The 20690-nt window shown below is 62.8% G+C and carries 27 protein-coding genes and 1 tRNA gene; 12 read left to right on the top strand and 16 right to left on the bottom strand.

Annotated features, from left to right (window positions below; translation table 11 throughout):
- Positions 1-23: 23 nt before the first annotated feature.
- Complete coding sequence (locus ASF09_RS03160) at positions 24-1406, bottom strand: DnaB-like helicase C-terminal domain-containing protein (protein ID WP_235529598.1); 1383 nt, start codon at positions 1404-1406, stop codon at positions 24-26.
- Here ASF09_RS03160 and ASF09_RS20535 point away from each other — a divergent pair.
- The 10 genes from ASF09_RS20535 (at position 1335) to ASF09_RS21050 (ending at position 6019) form a co-directional block, all read left to right on the top strand.
- Complete coding sequence (locus ASF09_RS20535) at positions 1335-1592, top strand: hypothetical protein (protein WP_162237208.1); 258 nt, start codon at positions 1335-1337, stop codon at positions 1590-1592. The genes ASF09_RS03160 and ASF09_RS20535 overlap by 72 nt on opposite strands.
- Before the next feature lie 192 nt (positions 1593-1784).
- Complete coding sequence (locus ASF09_RS20025) at positions 1785-2513, top strand: helix-turn-helix domain-containing protein (protein ID WP_156359152.1); 729 nt, start codon at positions 1785-1787, stop codon at positions 2511-2513.
- A gap of 191 nt (positions 2514-2704) precedes the next feature.
- On the top strand, positions 2705-2992 hold the full coding sequence (locus ASF09_RS03150; protein WP_060524477.1) for a hypothetical protein: 288 nt from the start codon (positions 2705-2707) through the stop codon (positions 2990-2992).
- A complete protein-coding gene (locus ASF09_RS03145; RefSeq protein WP_060524475.1) occupies positions 2989-3717 on the top strand; it encodes a hypothetical protein in 729 nt (242 codons plus the stop codon). Before ASF09_RS03150 ends, ASF09_RS03145 begins: the two co-directional genes overlap by 4 nt.
- The gene (locus tag ASF09_RS03140) at positions 3717-4664 is read left to right on the top strand and encodes a hypothetical protein (protein WP_060524473.1); all 948 of its coding nucleotides are present in this window, start codon (positions 3717-3719) and stop codon (positions 4662-4664) included. Before ASF09_RS03145 ends, ASF09_RS03140 begins: the two co-directional genes overlap by 1 nt.
- The gene (locus tag ASF09_RS21055; RefSeq protein ID WP_268795596.1) at positions 4661-4786 is read left to right on the top strand and encodes a hypothetical protein; all 126 of its coding nucleotides are present in this window, start codon (positions 4661-4663) and stop codon (positions 4784-4786) included. The genes ASF09_RS03140 and ASF09_RS21055 overlap by 4 nt, the downstream gene beginning before the upstream one ends.
- A gap of 8 nt (positions 4787-4794) precedes the next feature.
- Positions 4795-5073 (top strand): hypothetical protein, encoded by a 279-nt coding sequence (locus tag ASF09_RS03135; protein WP_156359151.1) that lies wholly within the window; start codon positions 4795-4797, stop codon positions 5071-5073.
- A complete protein-coding gene (locus ASF09_RS03130) occupies positions 5070-5288 on the top strand; it encodes a hypothetical protein (RefSeq protein WP_060524469.1) in 219 nt (72 codons plus the stop codon). The genes ASF09_RS03135 and ASF09_RS03130 overlap by 4 nt, the downstream gene beginning before the upstream one ends.
- Before the next feature lie 175 nt (positions 5289-5463).
- A complete protein-coding gene (locus ASF09_RS03120) occupies positions 5464-5793 on the top strand; it encodes a hypothetical protein (protein ID WP_060524465.1) in 330 nt (109 codons plus the stop codon).
- Positions 5786-6019, top strand: coding sequence for a helix-turn-helix transcriptional regulator (locus ASF09_RS21050; protein ID WP_156359150.1), 234 nt, complete (start codon positions 5786-5788; stop codon positions 6017-6019). Before ASF09_RS03120 ends, ASF09_RS21050 begins: the two co-directional genes overlap by 8 nt.
- On the opposite strand, the gene ASF09_RS20020 is transcribed toward ASF09_RS21050, so the two are convergent.
- From ASF09_RS20020 to ASF09_RS03080, 9 genes are all read right to left on the bottom strand, one after another.
- Positions 5994-6788, bottom strand: coding sequence for a hypothetical protein (locus tag ASF09_RS20020; protein WP_156359149.1), 795 nt, complete (start codon positions 6786-6788; stop codon positions 5994-5996). The two genes, ASF09_RS21050 and ASF09_RS20020, sit on opposite strands and share 26 nt — an antisense overlap.
- On the bottom strand, positions 6788-7024 hold the full coding sequence (locus ASF09_RS03110) for a hypothetical protein (RefSeq protein ID WP_060524461.1): 237 nt from the start codon (positions 7022-7024) through the stop codon (positions 6788-6790). The genes ASF09_RS20020 and ASF09_RS03110 overlap by 1 nt, the downstream gene beginning before the upstream one ends.
- Positions 7025-7101: 77 nt before the next feature.
- Positions 7102-7746 carry a hypothetical protein gene (locus ASF09_RS20015; protein WP_156359148.1) on the bottom strand — a complete coding sequence of 215 codons (645 nt, stop codon included), beginning with the start codon at positions 7744-7746 and terminating at the stop codon, positions 7102-7104.
- A 1-nt stretch (position 7747) separates the two neighbouring features.
- On the bottom strand, positions 7748-8992 hold the full coding sequence (locus ASF09_RS03105; protein ID WP_060524459.1) for an AAA family ATPase: 1245 nt from the start codon (positions 8990-8992) through the stop codon (positions 7748-7750).
- 85 nt (positions 8993-9077) lie between these two features.
- Positions 9078-10469 (bottom strand): tyrosine-type recombinase/integrase, encoded by a 1392-nt coding sequence (locus ASF09_RS03100; protein ID WP_060524457.1) that lies wholly within the window; start codon positions 10467-10469, stop codon positions 9078-9080.
- Positions 10470-10636: 167 nt separating this feature from the next.
- Positions 10637-10713, bottom strand: a tRNA-Met gene (locus ASF09_RS03095).
- 66 nt (positions 10714-10779) lie between these two features.
- Positions 10780-11301, bottom strand: coding sequence for a 2'-5' RNA ligase family protein (locus ASF09_RS03090; protein ID WP_060524454.1), 522 nt, complete (start codon positions 11299-11301; stop codon positions 10780-10782).
- 166 nt (positions 11302-11467) lie between these two features.
- Positions 11468-13366: a potassium transporter Kup gene (locus tag ASF09_RS03085; protein ID WP_060524961.1), complete on the bottom strand. Its 1899-nt coding sequence runs from the start codon at positions 13364-13366 to the stop codon at positions 11468-11470.
- A gap of 281 nt (positions 13367-13647) precedes the next feature.
- A complete protein-coding gene (locus ASF09_RS03080) occupies positions 13648-14088 on the bottom strand; it encodes an Lrp/AsnC family transcriptional regulator (protein WP_060524452.1) in 441 nt (146 codons plus the stop codon).
- A 127-nt stretch (positions 14089-14215) separates the two neighbouring features.
- Between ASF09_RS03080 and ald the strand changes: the two genes are divergently transcribed.
- Positions 14216-15322 (top strand): alanine dehydrogenase, encoded by a 1107-nt coding sequence (gene ald, locus ASF09_RS03075; protein WP_060524450.1) that lies wholly within the window; start codon positions 14216-14218, stop codon positions 15320-15322.
- 51 nt (positions 15323-15373) lie between these two features.
- A complete protein-coding gene (locus ASF09_RS03070) occupies positions 15374-15592 on the top strand; it encodes a DUF3072 domain-containing protein (protein ID WP_056058060.1) in 219 nt (72 codons plus the stop codon).
- 112 nt (positions 15593-15704) lie between these two features.
- Here ASF09_RS03070 and ASF09_RS03065 read toward each other — a convergent pair whose 3' ends face one another.
- The 6 genes from ASF09_RS03065 to ccmC form a co-directional block, all read right to left on the bottom strand.
- Complete coding sequence (locus ASF09_RS03065; RefSeq protein WP_235529545.1) at positions 15705-16424, bottom strand: tetratricopeptide repeat protein; 720 nt, start codon at positions 16422-16424, stop codon at positions 15705-15707.
- Positions 16349-16732 carry a cytochrome c-type biogenesis protein gene (locus ASF09_RS03060; protein ID WP_060524959.1) on the bottom strand — a complete coding sequence of 128 codons (384 nt, stop codon included), beginning with the start codon at positions 16730-16732 and terminating at the stop codon, positions 16349-16351. Before ASF09_RS03060 ends, ASF09_RS03065 begins: the two co-directional genes overlap by 76 nt.
- A gap of 134 nt (positions 16733-16866) precedes the next feature.
- Positions 16867-17394: a DsbE family thiol:disulfide interchange protein gene (locus tag ASF09_RS03055; protein WP_060524957.1), complete on the bottom strand. Its 528-nt coding sequence runs from the start codon at positions 17392-17394 to the stop codon at positions 16867-16869.
- Complete coding sequence (locus tag ASF09_RS03050; RefSeq protein WP_060524446.1) at positions 17391-19304, bottom strand: heme lyase CcmF/NrfE family subunit; 1914 nt, start codon at positions 19302-19304, stop codon at positions 17391-17393. The genes ASF09_RS03055 and ASF09_RS03050 overlap by 4 nt, the downstream gene beginning before the upstream one ends.
- Positions 19301-19747, bottom strand: coding sequence for a cytochrome c maturation protein CcmE (gene ccmE, locus ASF09_RS03045; RefSeq protein WP_060524444.1), 447 nt, complete (start codon positions 19745-19747; stop codon positions 19301-19303). Before ccmE ends, ASF09_RS03050 begins: the two co-directional genes overlap by 4 nt.
- A 97-nt stretch (positions 19748-19844) precedes the next feature.
- Entirely contained in the window at positions 19845-20570 is a 726-nt protein-coding gene (gene ccmC, locus ASF09_RS03040; RefSeq protein WP_060524442.1) for a heme ABC transporter permease CcmC, read from the bottom strand.
- Positions 20571-20690 lie beyond the last annotated feature (120 nt).

Raw genomic sequence — 20690 nt, 5'->3', positions numbered from 1 at the left:
TCGGTGGAGGCGAAACGTCTCGCTCATGTGGGCCACGCTGACGCGCCGCCGCCGTCACGCATGTAATCGGCACCCCGGACCGCCTGCCGGGCGCCGAAGAAATAGACCTTCCGGCGCTGTGTCGCGCCCTGGCGAACCTTCGCGCTGTAGACGTCCAGGCGATCGCGTTCGGCACCCATCTCGATCTCCCAATCGCCGCGCTTACGGTCGTGATGGTCGGGCTCGGCCTGCTTCAGGTAATACTCGGCGCGGTACGCGAAAACGACCGTGTCGGCGTCCTGCTCAAGGCTACCGCTGTCGCGCAGGTCCGATAGCATTGGGCGCTTATCGTCGCGCGATTCGACGCCGCGGTTCAGCTGCGCGAGCGCGACGACCGCGGTACCGGTGTCCCGCGCGGCCATCTTCAGTTCTTTGCTGGTGTCGCCCATCTCCTGCTCGCGGTTCTGGCGCTTCGCTGGAGGCTCAAGCAGCCCGAGGTAATCGACGATCGTAATCGCGAGCGCGTGCCCCCTCCCCTCCAGCTGGCGCTGGTGCTTCCGGATCAGTGGCGCGACCTGCGTGACGTTCAACCGCGGCGGCTCTTCAAACACCAACGGCCAGTCATCGATACGTGCGCGGATCCGCTCAGCAAGAACCAAGTCGCCTTCGTTCAGCCGTCCTGAGATGACGTCCTCGAGGGTAACCGCCGATCCGGCCTCGAACATCATGTCAGCGATGATACGGAACATCAGCTGGTCGACCGGCATCTCGCGCGAAATGAACAGCACACCGAATCCCGCGGCCGCGGCTCCGACGGCAACCGCCAAGGCGATAGCGGTCTTCCCCATGCCCGGACGTCCGCCGAGCAGGATCAACTGCCCAGGCGACATTCCACCGGTGATCTCGTTCCACTCGACGAAGCGCGCGATCATTGCGCCGCGCGATGCAGTGCCGTTCGCGACGGCTTTCGCCTTCCGGATCGCACTATCCCACGCCTGCCCCAAACCGACCGGCTTGGGCGCCGCCGCCGCGCCGCCGATCGCAACGGATGCGAGCAGCGTTTCGGCCGCCTCGATCTGCGCGCGCGGGTTGATTTCCTCCGAGGTATCCATTGCGCGCTCGACCAGCGTCCTGCCGACCTCGATCAGCGCCCGAAGTGCGGCGAGGTCGTATATTTGCTGGGCGAACTGGCGGGCCCCGATTAGGCCCGCCCCGCTACCCGTCAGCCCGCCCAGGTATGAAGGGCCGCCGAGCGCTGCCATCCCCTCATCGGCGTCGAACATGGGCCGCAACGTCACCGGCGTCACGAGCATGTCCTTGCGGCGCATGCCTGTGATCGCGGCGAAGATGCGGCCATGCACGGGCTCGAAGAAATGAGCAGGCTCGACCCGTCCGAACACTTCGTCGGCGATCCGGTTGTCGATCATCATCGCGCCAAGGAGCGCAGCTTCGGCCTCAACGTTGCGGGGCAACGCGATACTCGAATGAGATTGCACGCGACCTACTTCGTCAGCTTAGGGGCTGGCGAAGCTACGACGCCCGACGGCACAAATAACTCAATAGGTAGCGTCACCCCACGCAAGAGGGCTGCGCGCTGTATGCGCTCCCAGTAACGCGGAGGAATTGCACCCGATCTGTTCCGCCACTGGCGAACGGTCACATCTCTAAGCCGAATGTCATCGGCCATCGCCTTCGCGGACGGCCATGCAGCAAAAATTGTATCGATCGCAGTCATGGAGTAACGATACCTTAAGTATCGGCTATTAGCAATACAGCCTGTACCGTATGATACAAATAGGACTGACATGACAGCGTTACCCGACGAAAAACCGTCTGACAGACTGCGCCTTGCTCGCGAGCAGGCAGGCTACAGCAGCGCGGCTGATGCCGCTCGAGTGAATGGTTGGTCGGAGGGGACGTATCGTCATCACGAGAATGGCACTCGGAACTACCCGACAAAGATAGCTGAGATTTATGCCCGCGCTTACGGCGTGTCTGCTAGCTGGCTACTAGGACTGACGGACCGTGACCGGCGAAGTCATGCTGATGAAATTCAAAGCCTAATATATACCGATGCGGAAGCTGAGTCGCTTAGAGAATTTAACGATAAGGTAGCCAAAGAGTTCGGGGTCGTCATCTTGGATAGTTCGCCCCTATCGGCGCTTAACGATGATTACGTAAATCACATGTTCAAAGAAACATTCGCACTTGACGCTAGCGTTATCGAGCAGGTTGCTCCTGGACGCAGCACCACGCCCCTCACTTTTAAAGCCATTCGTGTTGATACCCGTGTTGATGCGAGAGAGATCGATCTTGGCGCTATTTTACTTGTTGATCAGGCCGGCCCAAGGATCGGCCGCCAAGGCGCTCTGATGCTTTACACCTACGCCGGGTTTGCAGGGGTTAGCGAAATGTTCCGACATCCCGACGGAACCGTAGAGCTGTTGCGAGCAGCGGATACCTCGATCCGCATAGCGCTCAAGGACCTTAGAATCTGGGGCCAGGTCCTCTGGATCGGCCAACCAGCTAAATGACGGTACATTTTGTATTGCAGTTTACCGATACTTAAGGTATTGAGTGCTCATCAGGCGATCTGGTGCGCACGTTCAAACGACGCTTCCGGTCCCGCCTGATAAAGCAGGACCGGAAAGCGTGCCGCGAGCTCTGATATCAGGCTCCGACCTCCGCCAATCGCCCTGTTCCATCATTGCAGGGAGGATGGCTTATGGCCGCCGAAGCACAACGCGCGCCCTCGGTGCGCGAACAGTCGAACTTTGCCCAACGCCTGAAGGCGTTCTGGCGCCGGATTGAGCCCGGCTTTACTTTCGATCGTGAAAATCTGATCGAGCGCTGGGACTGCGCAGGCGAAGGCCGCGCCGCCTCGATCGGCTTCGAAGGCTTCGGCGTCACGTTTTCGCTTTTCATCGGGCGGACGCCGAAGTTCCAGCCGTACAAGCAGGACGAACAGGCCGCGCAGCTGATCCGCTGGTACAATGGGGAGGACGCGGCATGATCGCGCCATTCATCATCCCCACGTTCGACCCGGACAGCGCAGATAGCACGATCCTTGAGGCGCAGGACGAGGTGCACCGCCAGCGGGCGTGGGTCTATTCGTTCGACGGCAAGCCGGACGCGCCCGAAGAGGAGATAGCCGCTTCCGACGAGCGGATCATCGCTGTCGAGGATCAGATCCACGACAATCACGCCTCGACCATTCCCGGCATCATCGCCCGGTTGCAGACTTTGCTCACCCGCGAATGCGATCGATGGATCGACCGCGCTATGAGCGAGGGCGGCTTCATCGCAGTCTATCGCCGCATCAAAGAACTCAACGGCGATCAGCGGCAGATGGTCCACGCCATCCATGAGCTCTACCACTTCGACTGGGAACAGGCTCTGGCAGCCTACGAGCGCGCGGAAGCGGACCTGACAAAAGCTGGCGCGGCTCGGGCGGTTACCGATCCGGTAGCGCTGGAGGCGCGTGCGCGCGGTGAGCATGAAGGCCCCGCCGTCAATGCCGATGACGCCACCGAGCAGGTGCAGAACCACATGATAGACCGGAGCGGTGTCGCGCTGAACGCACTCTTGCGAACCATAGCTCCCGACCACGACGCGTATCTTCGCAAGATGAAGATCATGGCTGCCGAGGGCATCGACTACGCCTTGCCCTGGCTCGCCCGCGACACCGCTTTCCTTATCGGCCGCCTCTACGCCGCCGCGCCTGAAGGAGCACGTTGATGCGCTTCCACACCACACCCGAGTTTGCAGCCCGTCTCACCGCATGGCGCGATGCCTACGCCGCTCATGACGTTTTCGCCGATGATGATCCGCCTCGCAATGAAGATCGTAGTGCCGCCGAAGAATCCGCAGGCAAGCTGGAATATTCAACGCTCGAAGACTTCCTGATCGCGCCTGCTTTCACGCCGACCGAGATTTTGCGCAAGCTCGAGGTCATGCGGACGCGCGACGTCGGAGCAGGCTGGACCGACCACTACCCCCGGTACATGGCGCAGATCGAGCGCGATCTCATGGAGCAGCAGCGACCCTGCGTGAGCCCCGGCATGTCTCAGCTATTCGACGTTTGGCGGGAAGCCGTGCGGGCTGTGAATGAAGACCACGACGGTTCGGACGAGCACGGCAAACATCTGGGCGACGCGGCGTCTGCCGCGGGCCTTGCTCTGCACGCAGCGCCGTGTTTCACGCCCGGTGATTTCCTGACGAAAGTGTTCGTCGAGATGCTCGGCGAGCATGGCGGAACTAATTGGGGTGCGGAGCCCGGAGGCTTCCCCTTCGAGATTGAGCGGCGCCAGTTGGGTGAAGGGCTCGGCATTAACGACGGAGCCGCGCAGGAAGCATATTTCCGCGATCTCCACGATACCGACTTGGGGTGCTGCTTGATGGCGCTCGGGCGGCTGGACTTCGAACCCGCCGCATGGCTCGCTGCGGCCGATCGCGCTGGCCTCGCGGTTACGGTCGTTATCGGACCGGACGAAGGGCAGGCGCTTTGGGTTGGCATGGGCGGCGCTGGCGGTGGCCCGGTCCAGATCGAACGCGAGCAGCGCGTCCAGCGCTTGCTGACCGGAAACGGCGGCGGATTCGGGACGGCACGTAGCGCAGCTGTCGGCGCGTACATCGTGGCGAATGAACCAAGCCGCATCGCGCGCGCGATGGCCTGCGCGTCATGATCGCCATTCTCCGAAAGCCCGTGCTCGGCACTGGCCTCACCCACGGCGGTGCCGCGATGATCGTCGCGATCGCCCCCGCCTTCTGGGCGGTCTTCGATCTCATTTTGGTGGTGACCCCATGACGGACAGCTTGCCCGCCGAACGCTGCAATAAATGCCGCTTCTGGCTCGAGGATATGTCGAACCGCGATCCGCACGATGCCGACTGGGGTTTCGGATCGTGCCGCCGCGAGCCGCCTCGCTTGGTTGAGGTCATCGTCAAGCCGCTCATGCCGGCGCTCGCCTACGGCCAACAGACCGATCCCGACATGATGCCGCTCGATCTTGTCAGCGCTAGCCGTTTCCCTGCGACCAGCGCGATCGATTGGTGCGGCCGATATGAAGCCGTTGCAGATGAGGTGGCGGCATGATCCGCCTCGCCACAACAACGTCGCCGGTAGATCTCGCCTGGGCAGCTTTCGACGCCGCAGCCCTGCGCTTCCACTACATGTACCGGCATATCGACCTCACGACAGACACGCCTGCCGATAGCGCTGCTCGCCAGCGCCTGGCCGGCGAGACCGCCCGCCTTTGGGATGAATGGCGCAAGCTGTTCCTGGGCGATGATCCGGGCGACGCCGCGTGACGCCCGCCTCCGAACAGGCCTGCAGGTTCGTGCAGTTGGTCGCTCAGGCCCTGCCGCAGCCTGGCAACGCGCTCGATGAGAGGATCGTCGGAACCGCGCAGAAGATCGCAGCGGAGATCCGCCGCGAACAAGATCAAACCAGCCGCTCCGGCGTGCCACTAACAAGGAATGCACGATGACCGACACCACAACGCCCCCGATCGCCTTGCCGACGCCGGCAGACCGATCGAAGTCCGCGCGCGCCCTCGACACGAAAAGCTTCGCCGGCAAGTTCCTCTTGTTCCGCAAGGCCGGCAACGCGCTCAAGCGCGGCGGCGGCGCTGGCGGTACCGAAGAAGCGAAGACGCACCGCGTCCGGCCGCCGCGCTTCCGTCACCCGTCGTTCGCCGCCGCTGAGGCCGAGGCCGGCCGACTGCTCGGCCTTATGCCGGATTCGACGTTCGTGATCCTGCAAGAGGTAGCGCGGGTGAAGATCGTGCCAACCGGGGAGAACGTGAATGGTTGAGGCCACGACCGACCTGTTGAACAATCGTCTCCTGCGATTGGCGCAGGTTCTGGAGATTACTGGCCTGAGCAAGGCGATGGTTTACCGCCTGGTCAGTACGGAGCGGTTCCCGAAGCCATGCAAGCCAGGTGGAATTGCGACGCGATGGGTCGAGAGCGAGGTACGCGCATGGCGGACAAAAGTGGAAAACGCCCGTTCGTCTAGCTACTTGGGACAGGCCAGATGAAAGGGCGAAGCAACTTCTTTTCGCCGAGATCAGTGTGTAAGTCTGGCCGCTCCGTGGCCAGCCCCATGAAGATAAATGTCTTCTGTAAGGTTGCGATATAGAAACCCATGCGCGGTTCATTGGCCGATGTGTAGCGGATGGAGAACTGCTCGTGAAGGAACTGACGAGCACGCGCGGGCGTCACAGAAATATTAGCTAGGCCCCTTGCTCTCTGCATCCACTCCTCTCCTGGATCTTGGCCGTTAGTAATTATCCGTAGCCAAATTGCGCCATCTAAAGGCAGCGGCCGTCGATGCGTTTGATAGTGCAGCGCAAGCATAAGTTTTCGCCCCAACATCTCAAGGTCATTGAGCCAAATTTCGGGCTTTATGTGTACGATCGGCAGGTCAGATGCAGCCACTCCGGACGGTAACGTTAAACCCCGCCTTTTCACGAAAGTGCGTTTCTGATTGCCGGACATCTGCAGCAGAGAAGGAATGACCCCTGGGTAATTCGACCGGACTGAATCTACGCGCTTGCGATATGCTTCCTCTGCCTCGGGCCCTTCGACGTTCGCGATCAGCACTGAAAGCCTATTTTCAGCTTCGCGGGACACCCGATTGCAGGGGATACACGACGGAAAGACGAACCCCTCCGGCCATTTCCGTTCGAGAAAAAACACCCGTCCCGGCTGGTGATCCTCTTCCACCGCATCGTTTAGTCCGGCACAAAAACAGCATTTCGGGTGCTCTTCAAAAAACCGTTCCCTGCGCTTCTTGGAGGCTGCCATTAGCCCCGCCCCGCGCCCGTCGCCGCATATCGCATCGGTTGTCCCAAATGATTCCCGGGTGGCACAAAGCCATCCAGTAATAGATCAGCCCACTCATACGCGAGCTCGCGCCGCCGGGGCATATAGGCGGCTCGGTTGTAAGCTCCTTCGACCTTATCCTTCGGTACGTGCGCAAGCATCAGGTCGACGACCGCGCGATCGTCGCCCTTTCCTTCCTCTTTCAGCCGCTCATTCATAATCGTGCTGAACGCCGCGCGAAAACCGTGTGGGACGTAGCGCTGATAGTAGCCTGCGCGGTGACACCAATTGCTCCTCAAGCCCGAGCAAACGCCAGCGCTAAATCGTCTCGGAACGCGGTCAGCGACTTCGACCTTTTAAGGCGGCCGTCATCACGGCCGAGGCCGAGCCGGCCTATCTCTTCCGCGATACGTACGGAGTCAGACTCTGCATAGTCGGGGCACTTATTGGCCCCTACACTAGGGCGTAGCGCGCGGCGCAAAACTTCCTTTGCATCGGTTATCGTGCCGACGTTTCGACCTCCAAAATCCACCTCTGCCCAACATTTCCGGACCGCTCGCAATGCCTCAGGAAATAGCATCCACCAGGCCTCCATTTCCCACGCGGGAGCTGCCGCAATAGGATGCGTTACGCCCGCTTTCGAAAGTTCCGCCTTGATACTAGCCATCCGACCTAAATGTGCATCTTCGATTGCGTCGCAGTCTTCGTGAGCGACCACCGCAACGGTTCTGCTGCGAGCCTCGTACTTGGCGACTATCGCAATTGCCTGGGCGACCGCTTTTCGCTTTGGCACCGCGGCATTCCGCGAAAGCGTGCCCGGCTCTCGAACGGCGCGGCACAATGGAATTACTTCCGGCGGCAACAACGCAGGGATGAGATGGCGAAGCGCGTTGGTATCGTTTGAGCTTTCGCCGAATATAAGTGCCAACGCTTGGGCCATCTTATAGTCCTCCGCCTATCAAGCCGGAGAACCAAAGCTCGCCAAGATCGTATCCAGTTGCCGTTTGAATCTCGCTGATCATGTCCGGCGATGGGCGGAACACACGACTAGCAGCTGAATCGGGGTCTCTTTCGACAACGATCAATTCGCTTGGATCCAATCGATTGACCAACGCGGGAGAATGAGTCGCAACAAGAATTTGAGTTGCTTGGGAAGCATCTCGAAGGCGTTCGACCACCCGATCCAAGGCGTGAGGGTGCATCCCGTGATCTATTTCTTCAAGACAGGTAAGTGCTGGAGGCGCGGGATCGTTGAGCATCGCAAAAAGGGCAATCGCACGGATCGTGCCGAAGGATGCCCGGCCGAGCGGCGTGGTGTCTCGTAAATGCTGCTCCTTTAAATCGAGGCGAATAGCATCACTTGCGCCCCCAATTTGGGTAAATACAAAATCTTCGAAACCTGGCAGGACAAAACGTACATCGTCCTTTACGCGATCGAATACAGCTGGAGAATCTAATGACAGCCGGTGTAGGAATGCGGCAACGTTATTGCCTTTGGCGCTGAGGCGTTCTCCAGTTGACGCGCTCGCCGACCGTGCTTGCTCGACATCAATTTCAAAAAGTCTAAGGTCCTCAACCAAGGCGGCGAAGCTGTTCCATTCGCTTGATCCGTAGGTTTCCCCGAACCGACGCAACGTTCCCAAACCAGTAGCCCCACCCTCAATTTCTATTGAGGTCGACGCTTGCGGACCGGACTGCTTCTTCCCCAGCGTGGTTACTACAGTCGCCTTACCGCCTTGTAGGGTGATGCGACGTCCCTGTCCGGCAAAACGTTTGAAGCGTATCTCTTCAAAGCGCTGGAGAAATTCAGGAGTACGGACTAGCCGATCGTCAGCCAGTTTGACGGTGCGGCCTTTACGCCTCCAGAATGAAAGCTTGTATTCGTCTGGCGCGTTTTCAGTCGCATATTTGGTAATAAGGCCTTTTAGGCTGATCTTTATCGTTGTCCCAGATGGGTTTATGCCGCGATAGAATAGATCGTCATAACCGCCGATCGCCTCGACGGCCGGCACTAACTCGCGACGTGCAATCTCTCCTAAAAATTGGAAAGCCTTCAAAAGGTTAGTCTTGCCAGCGCCGTTAGGACCAACCAGCACGTTGAGCGGCTCGAGCGTGACATCAACGTCGCGAAGCGACAGGAAGTTCTCGATATGAACCTCCGTAAGGCGCTTTGCGCTGCTCTCCATCTGCCGTTACCCCTTCGATGCGTCCGCACTCATCGTTTGCCGTGCACGCGTTTGCAAGTTCCTAATTCTGATCATAGGAAACCGTTCAAGCACCCCACTCCGGCCCTTCCCCATCAGAATAAAACGCGTGGGGATCGTTAGCTCGCCGTCCCGGCCCCGTCGCCGCATGCCGGATTGGCTGGCCAAGGTGCGCCTCTGGCTGCACGAAACCGTCAAGAAGCAAGTCCGCCCACTCCTGCGCGATCTCGCGCCGCCGGGGCATGTAAGCCGCCCTGTTGTAAGCGCCCTCGACCTTGTCCTTTGGCACATGCGCAAGCATCAGGTCGACCACGGCGCGATCGTCGCCCTTCCCCTCTTCTTTGAGCCGCTCGTTTATGATCGTGCTGAATGCCGCGCGGAAACCGTGCGGCACATGGCGCTGATAGTAACCGGCTCGAATCAGCAGCTGACGCAGCGTGTTCTCCGAGATCGGCTTGTGCAGGTGACGCTCGCCGGGGAATACCAGTGTCAGATCACCGGTAAGCGGCTTCAGCACGCGCAGGATCGCGACAGCCTGCGCCGAGAGCGGTACGAGGTGATCGCCCTCTGCCTCCATCTTCCGATCCTCGTCGCCTTTCATGCGCGCCGCCGGGATACGCCAGAGCGGCGCAGTGCCGTCGAGCCCCTCGAACTCAGCCCACCGCGCGCCACCGAGTTCACCCGGTCGGACCGCGGTCAGGGCGAGCAGGCGCAGCGCAAGCTTCGTAGTGGCTCGGCAACGCTCGGCCTCACACTTTGCAAGCATCTCACGCGTCGCCTCGATTCGCCCGGGCTGGTCGCGAATGCCGTCGATAATCGAGGGCTGCGGCTTTACTCGGGGCTTGGCGCTAAGAACCTTGCCTAGCGAGGCCGCTGGGTCGTTGTCAGCGATGCCGGCGGCAATCGCGTAGGCAAAGACGCCAGACAGGCGCTGGCGGAGCCTGTGGGCGGTCTCTACCGCCCCCCGCGCCTCGACATCGTTTAGGACGGCGAGCAGTTTGGGCGCCTTGATCGACGTGATCGGCAGGTCGCCGATTGCCGGGAAGATATTCTCGACGAGGCTCGCCCACACCTTCTCGGCATGCTTCGGCACCCACGTTTTCTTTTTCAGCGTGTACCAGCGCTCACTGATTACCCTCAGCGTGTTGGCGTTCGATGCGGCGCGCTCACCGTGTGATGTCTTCTTCTCGATCGCGGGATCGTTGCCGGCCGCCAGCTGCGCCTTCGCCTCGTCGCGGCGCTTGCGGGCCTCGACCAACGTAACGGCCGGGTAGGATCCGAAGCTCAGCGTCTTCTGCGCCGGCTTGGTCGGATCCTTGGCACTACGACCGTACGTGTAGTTCATCCGCCAATGGCGGCCACCGGACGGGCTAACCTGGACGTAGAGACTGCCAGCGTCGCTCACCCGGTAGGAAGCGTCCTTGCCCTTCAGAGCTTTGATTTTCGCATCAGTCAGCATGGCATTGCTCCGATACCATGTGCACCGAGAGCCGATGCCATGGATTGTGCCATGTCGCATGGTAGACGCGGGGATACCGCCATGGACCTGACAGGCCAATATGAAGGGCGGAAATGGATGATTTGCAAGGGCAGGTAGACTGCTGTGTACCGCTGTCTACGTAAGTATGGTAGCGAAGGAGGGACTTGAACCCCCGACCCCAGGATTATGATTCCCGTGCTCTAACCAACTGAGCTACTTCGCCGTACCGTCCGTCAGGGAAGCGTTCTTCCCTGCGAGGCGCGGCCTATAGGAAGCGGTTTCGAGGCGGTCAAGCGAACATGTGCCGGGAAATCGCTTCCCATGGTCCGCCGCGGTACCACCACGCGCCAAGACCGGCGATTTCTACGTCTTGCGGGGTGAAATCGCGCTGCAGGTTCCCGAGCAGGAGCTTGGCGACCTGCGGGCTGACCTTGTTCTGGATGGTGACGTGAGGCCGCCACCCGCCGGCGTCCTGCGGGGTGAGCATGCCGGTGAACGCGTCGGCAAGGCGCGCACGGATACCAACCAGTTCTGGGGACTCGATCCGGTAGGCGACACCCCGCCCTAGCGACATCAGGCCGCCCACACGCGCCTGTGGAGCCCGGATGCCGCGCGTTTCCTGGTTGAGGCGGTGCTTGAGCTCGTCGAGGCCCGAGGGCGGCAGGTGGTGGAACAGCGTCAGGTGCGCGTCGAGCTGGTTGCGCTCGGGCGGAAAATGCTCGCGGCGCATGGCATCGAAAAACGCGGTGTCCTGGCGGCCGAATAGCGCGGTGACGATGATCGGGGCTACTTCGGTTGGACTAGCCGTCATAGAGGCTCCCCCCCGGCGGAGGCCGGGGTCCAATTGGGAAACGTCGATGACGAGGGTCGCGCTCCGTTACCAAGACCTCTCCAATTGGGCCCCGGCCTGCGCCGGGGGGGAGCTACTGTCGGAAAAAGATGCGTGCTTGTTACGCTGAGGCTTACGAGGTGGCCCATCAAATCTCGACCTGACTACCCAGCTCGACCACGCGATTCGTCGGCAGGCGGAAGAACTCCATCGCGCTCTCCGCATTGCGCAGCATCCACGCGAACAGCTTCTCGCGCCAGATCATCATGCCGGGCTTGTCCGATGCGAGCAGCGTCTGGCGCGACAGGAAGAAGCTGGTGTCCATCATCTTGAAGTCCGCACCGCAATTATGGACCTGGCGCAGCGCAGCGGGCACGTCGGCATCTTCCATGAAGCCGTAGCGCAGCACGAGGCGGTGGAAGCCGTCGCCAAGCTCCTCGCGCACCGCACGGTCGTTGGCGGGCCAATAGGGCTGGCCGACGATCTTCACGGTAAGCAAGATGACGCGCTCGTGCAACACCTTGTTGTGCTTGAGATTGTGGAGCAGCGCGTGCGGCACGCCATCCGCGGTCGAGGTCATGAACACCGCGGTCCCCGGCACGCGCGACGCCGAACTCGCCGCCGAGCCGATGAACACCTTAATCGGCATCGCCGCCTCGTGCATCCGGTCGATCATCAGCTGCCGCCCCTTCGACCAGGTCGTCAGGAAGGTGAAGATGATGAAACCGACCAGCAGCGGGAACCAGCCGCCGGCGGGTACCTTGGTGAGGTTAGCCGCGAAATAGGCGCCATCGACGGTGAAGAAGATCGCCAGCAATGGGATCGCAGCGATCTTCGGCCAGTTCCAGAGGCGGAACAGCACGACGCCGAGCAGGCACGTGTCGATGAACATCGCGCCGGTCACCGCGATTCCGTACGCGCTCGTCAGGTTCGACGAGGTGCGGAAGAACAGCACGAGCAGGATTACCATCACCATCAGCGCGCCGTTGACGAGCGGGATGTAGATCTGGCCGGCGGTCGAGGCGCTGGTGTGCTCGATCCGGAGGCGCGGGATGAAGCCGAGCTGGATCGCCTGCTGCGTCACCGAGAACGCACCGGAGATCACCGCCTGCGACGCGATCACCGCGGCCATCGTCGCGAGGATGACGAGCGGAAGCTGGAGGCTTTCGGGGGCAAGGTTGTAGAACGGGCTGATCAGCGCCTCGCGACCCTCGCGAAACAGCAGCGCGCCCTGCCCCATGTAGTTGAGGATCAGCGCGGGGAGCACGAAGAACAGCCACGACAGGCCGATCGGCTTGCGCCCGAAATGGCCCATGTCCGCGTACAGCGCTTCCGCACCGGTGACCGCGAGCACGACCGAGCCGAGCGCCAGGAAGGCGCGCTCGGGGTCGATGATGAAGAACTCGACCGCGTAGTGCGGCGACAGCGCCCAGAGCACGCCGGGAGTCTGGACGATGCTGAGGATGCCGAGCACCGCGATGACGCTGAAATACACCAGCATGATCGGTCCGAACACGAGGCCGATCCGCGCGGTGCCGCTCTTCTGCACCCAGAACAGCGCGATCAGGATCACGATCACGATCGGCAGCACGAGGCCGCCGAATGCGGGCGCGGCGACGGCGAGGCCCTCAACTGCGGACAGTACCGACACCGCGGGCGTGATCATGCTGTCGCCGTAGAACAATGCCGTCGCGAACACCCCGAGCAGGATGATGCCCTTGCTCCAGCGCTTCGTCTTGGTCTTGCCCGAGACGAGCGCGAGAAGCGCCAAACTGCCGCCCTCGCCCTTGTTGTCGGCGCGCATGATGATGATGACGTATTTGACCGTCACGACGATCATCATCGACCAGAACATTAGGCTGATGACGCCCATGATGTGCGCCGCGTCGAGCGCGAGCTTATGGTGGCCGGCGAAGGTCTCGCGGAAGGCGTAGAGCGGGCTGGTGCCGATATCGCCGAAGACGATGCCGATCGCACCGAAGGCGAGCTTCAGCATGCCGTCAGAGTTGTGATGCCCCGTCTCGAGATCGAGATTGGCGGGTGGCACGGTCGAGGCCGCGGCGGTCTGGTCGACGCTCACTGGACGGTGAATCGACTCGGAAGTGCAGCAATCTTCATCGAATTTCCGATTTCACCCTGTGCCCCAAGCGCGCGCATTTAGCATGCGGGCCGGAAGGCGGCAACGGCGAGGCGGTTAGCGTGGATTAACCGAGGCTGATCGGACCAGCGCGTAAGGTGAGAACGCTCCGGTTCTCCTGCGAACGCAGGAGCCCAGAGTAACAGGCGCGGCTGTTCTTGATCCTGCATTCCTGCGTTCGCAGGAAAACGCTATCGCCTGATGACCTCGCGAATGACGAAGTGTGACGCGAGCCGCGTTACGCCCGGTAGTTGCGACAGCGTCTCGCGGTGAATGCGTTCGAACGTCTCGCCGTGGCGGATCTCGACGTGAAGCATGTAGTCCGCCTCCCCGCTCATCAGGAAGCATTGGACCACTTGCGGGCACTCGACGATCTCGGCCTCGAACGCGGCCATCGTCTCCTTGCGCTGATCCCGCAGCGTGACATTGACCAGGACGATACTGGGATCGCCCCGCGCAGCCTGCGACAACACCGCACGATAGCCGGTGATCGCGCCACTCTCCCGTAACTGCGCGACCCGGCGATGCGCCGCGCTCGCCGACAGGCCGACAGCGTCGCCAAGCTCGGCGCTGGTGAGGTCAGAATTGGCGGCGAGCAGGTCTAGGATCCTGCGTTCGATCGTGATGCTCAAGATTATCCCGTTTCAAGGGCGATGGATGCAATCATCTTGCAGATGCGGTATCGCACCGCGACGAGTTTGCGAACCCTTCCCGTCCAAGGCGCGCTAGTATGGCGCAAACGATAATGGAGTGGAATCAATGCGCGTCGGTGTCCCCAAGGAAATCAAGAATCACGAATATCGCGTCGGCCTGACCCCGCCGTCGGTCGCCGAACTGGTCGCAGCCGGTCACGAGGTCGTCGTCGAGACGCAGGCCGGATCGGGCATCGATTTCGAGGACCAGGACTATATCGACGCAGGCGCGACGATCCTGCCGACGGCCGCCGCCGTGTTCGCCGGCGCCGACATGATCGTAAAGGTCAAGGAGCCGCAGCCGAGCGAGATCGCGATGCTCGAACCGCGCCACCTGCTGTTCACCTACCTCCACCTCGCCGCGGACAAGCCGCAGGCCGAGGGGCTGATGAAGTCCGGCGCGACCTGCATCGCGTACGAGACCGTCACCGACAACCGTCGCGGTCTGCCGTTGCTGAAGCCGATGTCCGAGGTCGCAGGCCGCATGTCGGTACAGGTCGGCGCGCATTATCTGGAGAAGGAGCAGGGCGGACGTGGCGTGCTGCTCGGCGGCGTCCCCGGTGTGGCTCCGGCCAAGGTCGCCATCCTCGGCGGCGGCGTGTCGGGCGTCAACGCGGCGCAGATGGCGGTCGGCATGCGCGCCGACGTGACGATCTATGACATTTCGAACGATCGCCTCGCCGAGCTCGACATGTTCTTCTCCAGCCAGATCAAGACGGCGTACGCATCGAAGGCTGCGATCGCGGCGGCGGTGAAGAATGCGCATCTGGTGATCGGTGCGGTGCTGGTGCCGGGGGCCGCTGCGCCAAAGCTCGTCACGCGCGAGATGCTGAAGACGATGAAGCGCGGCTCGGTGCTGGTCGACATCGCGATCGACCAGGGTGGGTGCTTCGAGACGTCGCACGCCACGACGCATGAGGATCCGGTGTTCGAGGTCGACGGCGTGATCCATTACTGCGTCGCCAACATGCCGGGCGCCGTGGCGCGCACCTCGGCATTCGCGCTCAACAATGCGACGCTGCCGTTCGCGCTCAAGTTGGCAAATCTGGGGGCCGAGGCCGCGATGAAGGCCGACCCGCACCTCGCCAACGGGCTGAACGTCTACAAGGGCAAGATCGCGTACAAGGCGGTCGCCGATGATCTAGGTTTACCTTACGAAGCATGGGCTGGCTGACTCGGGAACGGATACGGAACATGGGTGTTGGACAGGGGAAAGGAATTTCCAATGTCCGACACCCCGAACCCCAAGTCCGAACCGTTCTCGAACGCCGAGAAGGACCCGGACGACTGGACCACCGGCGACGAGAAGATGACCGGTGCGCAGGCGAGCTACCTCAAGACGCTGTCCGAGGAAGCGCATGAGGAATTCGACGAAACGCTGACCAAGGCGGATGCGTCGAAGAAGATCGACGAACTGCAGTCGAAGACCGGCCGCGGGCAGTAAGGCCATATTCCTGTCACCCCTTTTCCCGTCATCCTGACGAAAGTCAGGATCCAGAGCCAAATAGCTTAACGTTCATGGCTCTGGATCCTGGGTCGAGCCCAGGATGACGGGACTATTTTTGGCCTGCGTTCGGCACGTCCTGCATAGCCAGGAACCGATCCAGCATAGCCAGTCGCGTGGCGATCTCGCCCCGATACGAAATGTTGGCTGGCGTCAAGGCAAGCGCCTTAGCCCAATACGGTCGCGCCATCGCGAACTCACCGGCTCTCACATACGCCAGCCCCAGGAAAAACGGCGGAGCGGGGTGTTTGGGCGCCAGTCGCATTGCCTGCTGAAACGCGAACAACGCGGGCGGCGAAACCTGATTGGCATCGTGCGCGGAAAGCGCATTGGCGAGACCAGTCCACAGCACCAGGCTCTTTGGCGCTATCCGGATGCCGCCGAGCAACACCTGCACCGCCGCTCGGCGGTCGCCGATCCGCGTCATCGCGTCCGCAGCCACCAGATACGCCGCCGCGCCGGTGTATCGCTCCAGCATCTGATCGCGCAGTTCGAGCATTGCGCTATCGTCGGGCGCCGGGGCGAGCCCGGTCGTAACGGGATGCCCGGCGAGCCCCGGCTGCCCCTGCAACGCATAGCCCGCTGCGCCCAGCATCAACGCCGACGCGACCATCGTCCACAACAGCCGATCGATCTTCAACACCGCGAGCAGCGCGAACACGCCTGCACCGATGACGGCAAGCCACACCCAGCCCATCAGCGCGTCCTCCGCCGGAAGCTCGACCGCGCGATCCAGCCGCCGATGCCAAGCAGCAGGATCGGCGCGAGCCACAGCGGCCAGGTCAGCCCCGACAGCGGTGGATCATAGGTCACGTAATCGCCATAGCGCGCGATCAGCCAATCGCGGATCGAGGCAGGCTTTTCGCCACGCTCGATCCGCTCGCGGACGAGCGCGCGCATGTCGGCCGCCATGTCGGCATCGCTGTCGGCGATCGACTGGCCCTGGCAGACGAGGCAGCGCAGCGTTTCCATTAGCGCGCGGGCGGAGGCTTCCTTGGCGGGGTCGGTAAGTTGCACGTTGGCGTAATGCGCTGGCGGAGTGACCGGCTGTGCGAAGGCCGGCGAGATGCAGAGCAACAGCGCGGAAAGAACCTCCCCTCCCGCTCGCGGGAGGGGCCGGGGGAGGGCATGACGCGAACGCGCGCGTGATGCTGGAGGAGAAGCCCCTCCCCTAACCCCTCCCGCAAGCGGGAGGGGAATGAAGTGCGAGCCCCTCACCGCGCGTCCTTCACGGCTTGCACGATCTCGGCCACATTCTCCGGACGGATATCGCCGATGATCTGCTTCACGACGATCCCGCGGCCATCGATCACGAACGTCTCCGGCACGCCTGACGAGCCCAGCGCCAACTGCACCTGGCTGGCCCGATCGCTGCCGATACGCTCGTACGGATCGCCGTTGCGTCGGAGGAACCCGCTAATCGCCGGCGCGGTGTCGCGGATCGCGATCGCGTCGATCGGTACGCCCATCGCCTTCAACCGCATCAGTTGCGGCGCCTCGGCGATGCACGGGATGCACCAGCTTGCGAACACGTTGAGCAACCGCGGCTTGCCCTGTCGGAACGACGCGCTGGTCAGGCCCGGTTTGCCAGGGACCATCGCCGGCAGCGCGAAATCGGGGAGCGGCTTGCCGACCATCGCCGATCGCACCACCTTTTCCGCGGGCCGGAACAGCCCGCTCGCTACGACCGCGAACAGCAGCGCGAAGATCGCCAGCGGCGCCCAGAGTGCGAACCGCTTCATGCCCATTCAACCCGCATCGCGGCGCGGCGCTCACGCCGCACCCGGCCGAGCAGCGACAGCATGCCCCCCAGTGCGATCAGCACGCCACCGAACCAGATCAGCGTCACGAACGGCTTCCACCAGAGCCGAAGCTGCCACCGCCCTTGCCCGTCTGGCTGGCCGAGCACGGTATAGAGCTGGCCATCTAGTACCGTCAGGATAGCGGATTCATTCGTGCTCGTCGGCGGATTGGCGAAGAACCGCCGCTGCGGCCGCAGGATGCTCGCGTTCGTGCCCCTCGTGGCGGTGAGCCGCGCCTCGAGTGCCGACCAGTTCTCCCCAATCACCGGCGAGATGCCGTCGAGCGTCACGGTATACGGACCGACTCGCGCCGGTTCACCCGCACGCACCGCGACCAGCGTTTCCTGGGTGAACGCGCTGTCCGACGCTATCCCGGCGAGGCTGACCGCGATGCCGAGATGCGCGATGACCATGCCGTAGGTGAAAAGCGGCGTGCGCTTGAGATTGCGCTTCCAAAGAGGCGCGACGCTGGCGACGGCGAGCCCGGCGGCAAGCGAAAGCCCGGCCCAAGGGAGCACGCCCGGCCAGACGAACAGCAACGCGATCGCTGCCAACAGCGTCGCACCGATCGGCAACATCACACGGCCCAGCACCGCCTTCGCTTCGTCACGCCGCCAGCGCAGCAACGGCCCGACCGCCATCACCGCGACGAGAAGCAACGCGATCGGCCCCGCCGCCTTGTTGAAGAACGGCGGGCCGACCGAAAGCTGAACGTCGAAGCTTGCTGCGACGATCGGGTAGAGCGTGCCGATCAGGACGATCCCGAGGATCACCGACAACAGCAGGTTGTTCGCGACCAGTCCGCCCTCCCGGCTGACCGGATCGAAGGTCGTGCCCGCGCGGACGGTGCCAATCCGCGCGGCGAACAACGCGAGCGCACCGCCGATGTAGATTGCGAGCAACGCCAGGATGAACGCGCCTCGCTCCGGATCGACCGCGAACGCGTGCACGCTCGTCAGGATACCCGAGCGCACCAGGAACGTGCCGATCATCGACATCGAGAACGCGACGACCGCCAGCATGATCGTCCAGGCGCGCAGGCCGTCGCGGGTCGCCAGCACGGTCACCGAATGAAGCAGTGCGGTCGCCGCGAGCCACGGCATCAGCGAGGCGTTCTCGACCGGGTCCCAGAACCACCAGCCGCCCCAGCCGAGTTCGTAATACGCCCAGTACGATCCGGCGGTGATGCCGAGCGTCAGGAATATCCACGCGATGAGCACCCAAGGGCGCATCGCTTTGGCGAACGCTGGCCCCACATCGCGGGTGACCAGTGCGCCGACCGCGAACGAGAACGCGACCGAGAGGCCGACATAGCCCGTGTAGAGCGTCGGCGGGTGGAACGCCAAGCCCGGGTCCTGCAACAGCGGGTTGAGCCCAAGGCCATCGGCCGGAGCAGGATTGAGTCGCGCGAACGGGTTCGAGGAGAACAGCAGGAAGGCGTAGAATCCGAGCGCGATCGTCGCCTGTGCGCCGAGCGTCGCGGTGAGCGTGCGTTCGGGCAGCGAACGCTCGAAGATCGCCACCGCCCCGCCGGCCAGCCCGAGGATCGTCACCCAGAGGAGCATCGAGCCTTCGTGATTTCCCCATGCGCCGGCGAACTTGTAGAGCCAGGGCTTGGCGGAATGGCTGTTCTCGACGACCAGTTTTACGGACATGTCGGAGTTGAGGAACAACTCGATCAGCAGCGCCATCGCCAGCAATGCGAGCAGGCCCTGGACGATCGCCACAGGCCGCACCGCCGCAGCGACGTCGTCACGATCGCGCGCTATGCCGATCGCGGCCATAACCAGCTGCAACGCCGCGAGCGCGCCTGCGAACCAGAGCGCGGCGAGGCCTGCTTCGGCGATCATTGCTTGGCGTCCGGGTCGAGTGTCTTGGTCTCGTGCATCTTACCGGCCATCTGCGGCGGCATGTATTTCTCGTCGTGCTTGGCGAGCAGGTTCGACGCGACGAAGCTGCCGTTGGGCTGGAACTGGCCTTCGGCGACGACGCCTGATTTCTCGCGAAACAGGTCGGGGACGATGCCGGCAAAGACGACGGGGGTGGTTGCCTGGCCGTCGGTGACGACGAAGTGCACGGTGATGCCGTCAGCGGCGCGCTTGACCGAACCGCTCTCGACCATCCCGCCGAGCCGGACCGCGCGGCCGAGCGGGAGGCCGTCGCGGCGCACGTCGGAGGGCGCATAGAAGAACGCGGCCTGGTCCTTGAGCGCCGACAACGCGAGCAACCCCGCTACCACGACAGCTCCCAGCGCTAGCAGCGCGAGGGTGAGGCGTTGATGCTTGGCCTTCATTTCTCGGCCCTACCCATCGCGAAATAGCTCAGCAGCGCGAGGATCGCGCCGCCGCTGAGCGTCACGACATAAGCGGCAGTCACGAACGGCCAAGGGTTCATGCTCTGGCCATCCTGCGCATACGGGCTTCGCTCTTAGCAACGGCGAGCATCGTCCGCATCCGCATCAAGACGATCCCTGCAAACACGAAGGTGAAGCCGGCGAGCATGATCGGCAGCGGCCACAGGATCGAACCGGCGATGGTCGACTTGGTGAGGCCGATGCTCGGGCCCTGGTGCAGCGTGTTCCACCACACCACCGAATAGCGGATGATCGGCAGCAGCACCGAGCCCGCGATCCCATAGAGCGCCGGCACGCGCCCGTCGCCGCCGCGATCCGCATCGGCCTTCGCGAGCGCCATGTAGCCGAGATAGACGAAGAACAGCAGCAGCATCGAGGTCAGCCGGCCGTCCCATTGCCACCACGTTCCCCAGGTCGGCCGTCCCCAGATCGAGCCGGTCATGAGGCATAGAGCCGCGAACACCGCGCCGGGCAGCGCGATCGCGCGCGCCGCGACGCTGGCGAGCGGATGGCGCCAGACGAGGAACATGATGCTGGAGATCGCGATCCCGCTCCATCCGCCCATGCCGAGCCAGGCGGCGGGGACGTGGATGTAGAGGATGCGGACGGTCTCGCCCTGAAGGTAATCGGGCGGAGTCTGCGTCAGGCCCGCCCAGCAACCCAGCGCGATCAGCGCGACACCGGCCCAGAAGAGCAACGGCGTCAACGGCTTGGCGATCTTCAGGAAGCGCGCTGGGTTTGCGAAGGCGTGTAGGGTGGCCACTGGGGATAGCCTTATTGGCTAAATCCGCCGTCGTCACGCGAGAGTTAGCCCCTCTCCCCGGCGGGGAGAGGGAGGGGCCCGCCGCGCTTGCGGTGGGAGGGTGAGGGGAGTGAGGCTTGG

The organism is Sphingomonas sp. Leaf242, assembly GCF_001422045.1.
Lineage (GTDB): Bacteria > Pseudomonadota > Alphaproteobacteria > Sphingomonadales > Sphingomonadaceae > Sphingomonas.
This window is presented reverse-complemented; position numbering and strand designations above follow the sequence as displayed.

Bases quoted from the DNA above. Each gene is read 5' to 3' on its own strand.
- ASF09_RS20535 (WP_162237208.1), top strand. From the start codon at position 1,335: ATGCACGGGCTCGAAGAAATGAGCAGGCTCGACCCGTCCGAACACTTC.
- ASF09_RS03160 (WP_235529598.1), bottom strand. From the start codon at position 1,406: ATGATCGACAACCGGATCGCCGACGAAGTGTTCGGACGGGTCGAGCCT.
- ASF09_RS20025 (WP_156359152.1), top strand. From the start codon at position 1,785: ATGACAGCGTTACCCGACGAAAAACCGTCTGACAGACTGCGCCTTGCT.
- ASF09_RS03150 (WP_060524477.1), top strand. From the start codon at position 2,705: ATGGCCGCCGAAGCACAACGCGCGCCCTCGGTGCGCGAACAGTCGAAC.
- ASF09_RS03145 (WP_060524475.1), top strand. From the start codon at position 2,989: ATGATCGCGCCATTCATCATCCCCACGTTCGACCCGGACAGCGCAGAT.
- ASF09_RS03140 (WP_060524473.1), top strand. From the start codon at position 3,717: ATGCGCTTCCACACCACACCCGAGTTTGCAGCCCGTCTCACCGCATGG.
- ASF09_RS21055 (WP_268795596.1), top strand. From the start codon at position 4,661: ATGATCGCCATTCTCCGAAAGCCCGTGCTCGGCACTGGCCTCACCCAC.
- ASF09_RS03130 (WP_060524469.1), top strand. From the start codon at position 5,070: ATGATCCGCCTCGCCACAACAACGTCGCCGGTAGATCTCGCCTGGGCA.
- ASF09_RS03120 (WP_060524465.1), top strand. From the start codon at position 5,464: ATGACCGACACCACAACGCCCCCGATCGCCTTGCCGACGCCGGCAGAC.
- ASF09_RS21050 (WP_156359150.1), top strand. From the start codon at position 5,786: ATGGTTGAGGCCACGACCGACCTGTTGAACAATCGTCTCCTGCGATTG.
- ASF09_RS20020 (WP_156359149.1), bottom strand. From the start codon at position 6,788: ATGGCAGCCTCCAAGAAGCGCAGGGAACGGTTTTTTGAAGAGCACCCG.
- ASF09_RS03110 (WP_060524461.1), bottom strand. From the start codon at position 7,024: ATGAATGAGCGGCTGAAAGAGGAAGGAAAGGGCGACGATCGCGCGGTC.
- ASF09_RS20015 (WP_156359148.1), bottom strand. From the start codon at position 7,746: ATGGCCCAAGCGTTGGCACTTATATTCGGCGAAAGCTCAAACGATACC.
- ASF09_RS03105 (WP_060524459.1), bottom strand. From the start codon at position 8,992: ATGGAGAGCAGCGCAAAGCGCCTTACGGAGGTTCATATCGAGAACTTC.
- ASF09_RS03100 (WP_060524457.1), bottom strand. From the start codon at position 10,469: ATGCTGACTGATGCGAAAATCAAAGCTCTGAAGGGCAAGGACGCTTCC.
- ASF09_RS03090 (WP_060524454.1), bottom strand. From the start codon at position 11,301: ATGACGGCTAGTCCAACCGAAGTAGCCCCGATCATCGTCACCGCGCTA.
- ald (WP_060524450.1), top strand. From the start codon at position 14,216: ATGCGCGTCGGTGTCCCCAAGGAAATCAAGAATCACGAATATCGCGTC.
- ASF09_RS03070 (WP_056058060.1), top strand. From the start codon at position 15,374: ATGTCCGACACCCCGAACCCCAAGTCCGAACCGTTCTCGAACGCCGAG.
- ASF09_RS03055 (WP_060524957.1), bottom strand. From the start codon at position 17,394: ATGAAGCGGTTCGCACTCTGGGCGCCGCTGGCGATCTTCGCGCTGCTG.
- ASF09_RS03050 (WP_060524446.1), bottom strand. From the start codon at position 19,304: ATGATCGCCGAAGCAGGCCTCGCCGCGCTCTGGTTCGCAGGCGCGCTC.
- ccmE (WP_060524444.1), bottom strand. From the start codon at position 19,747: ATGAAGGCCAAGCATCAACGCCTCACCCTCGCGCTGCTAGCGCTGGGA.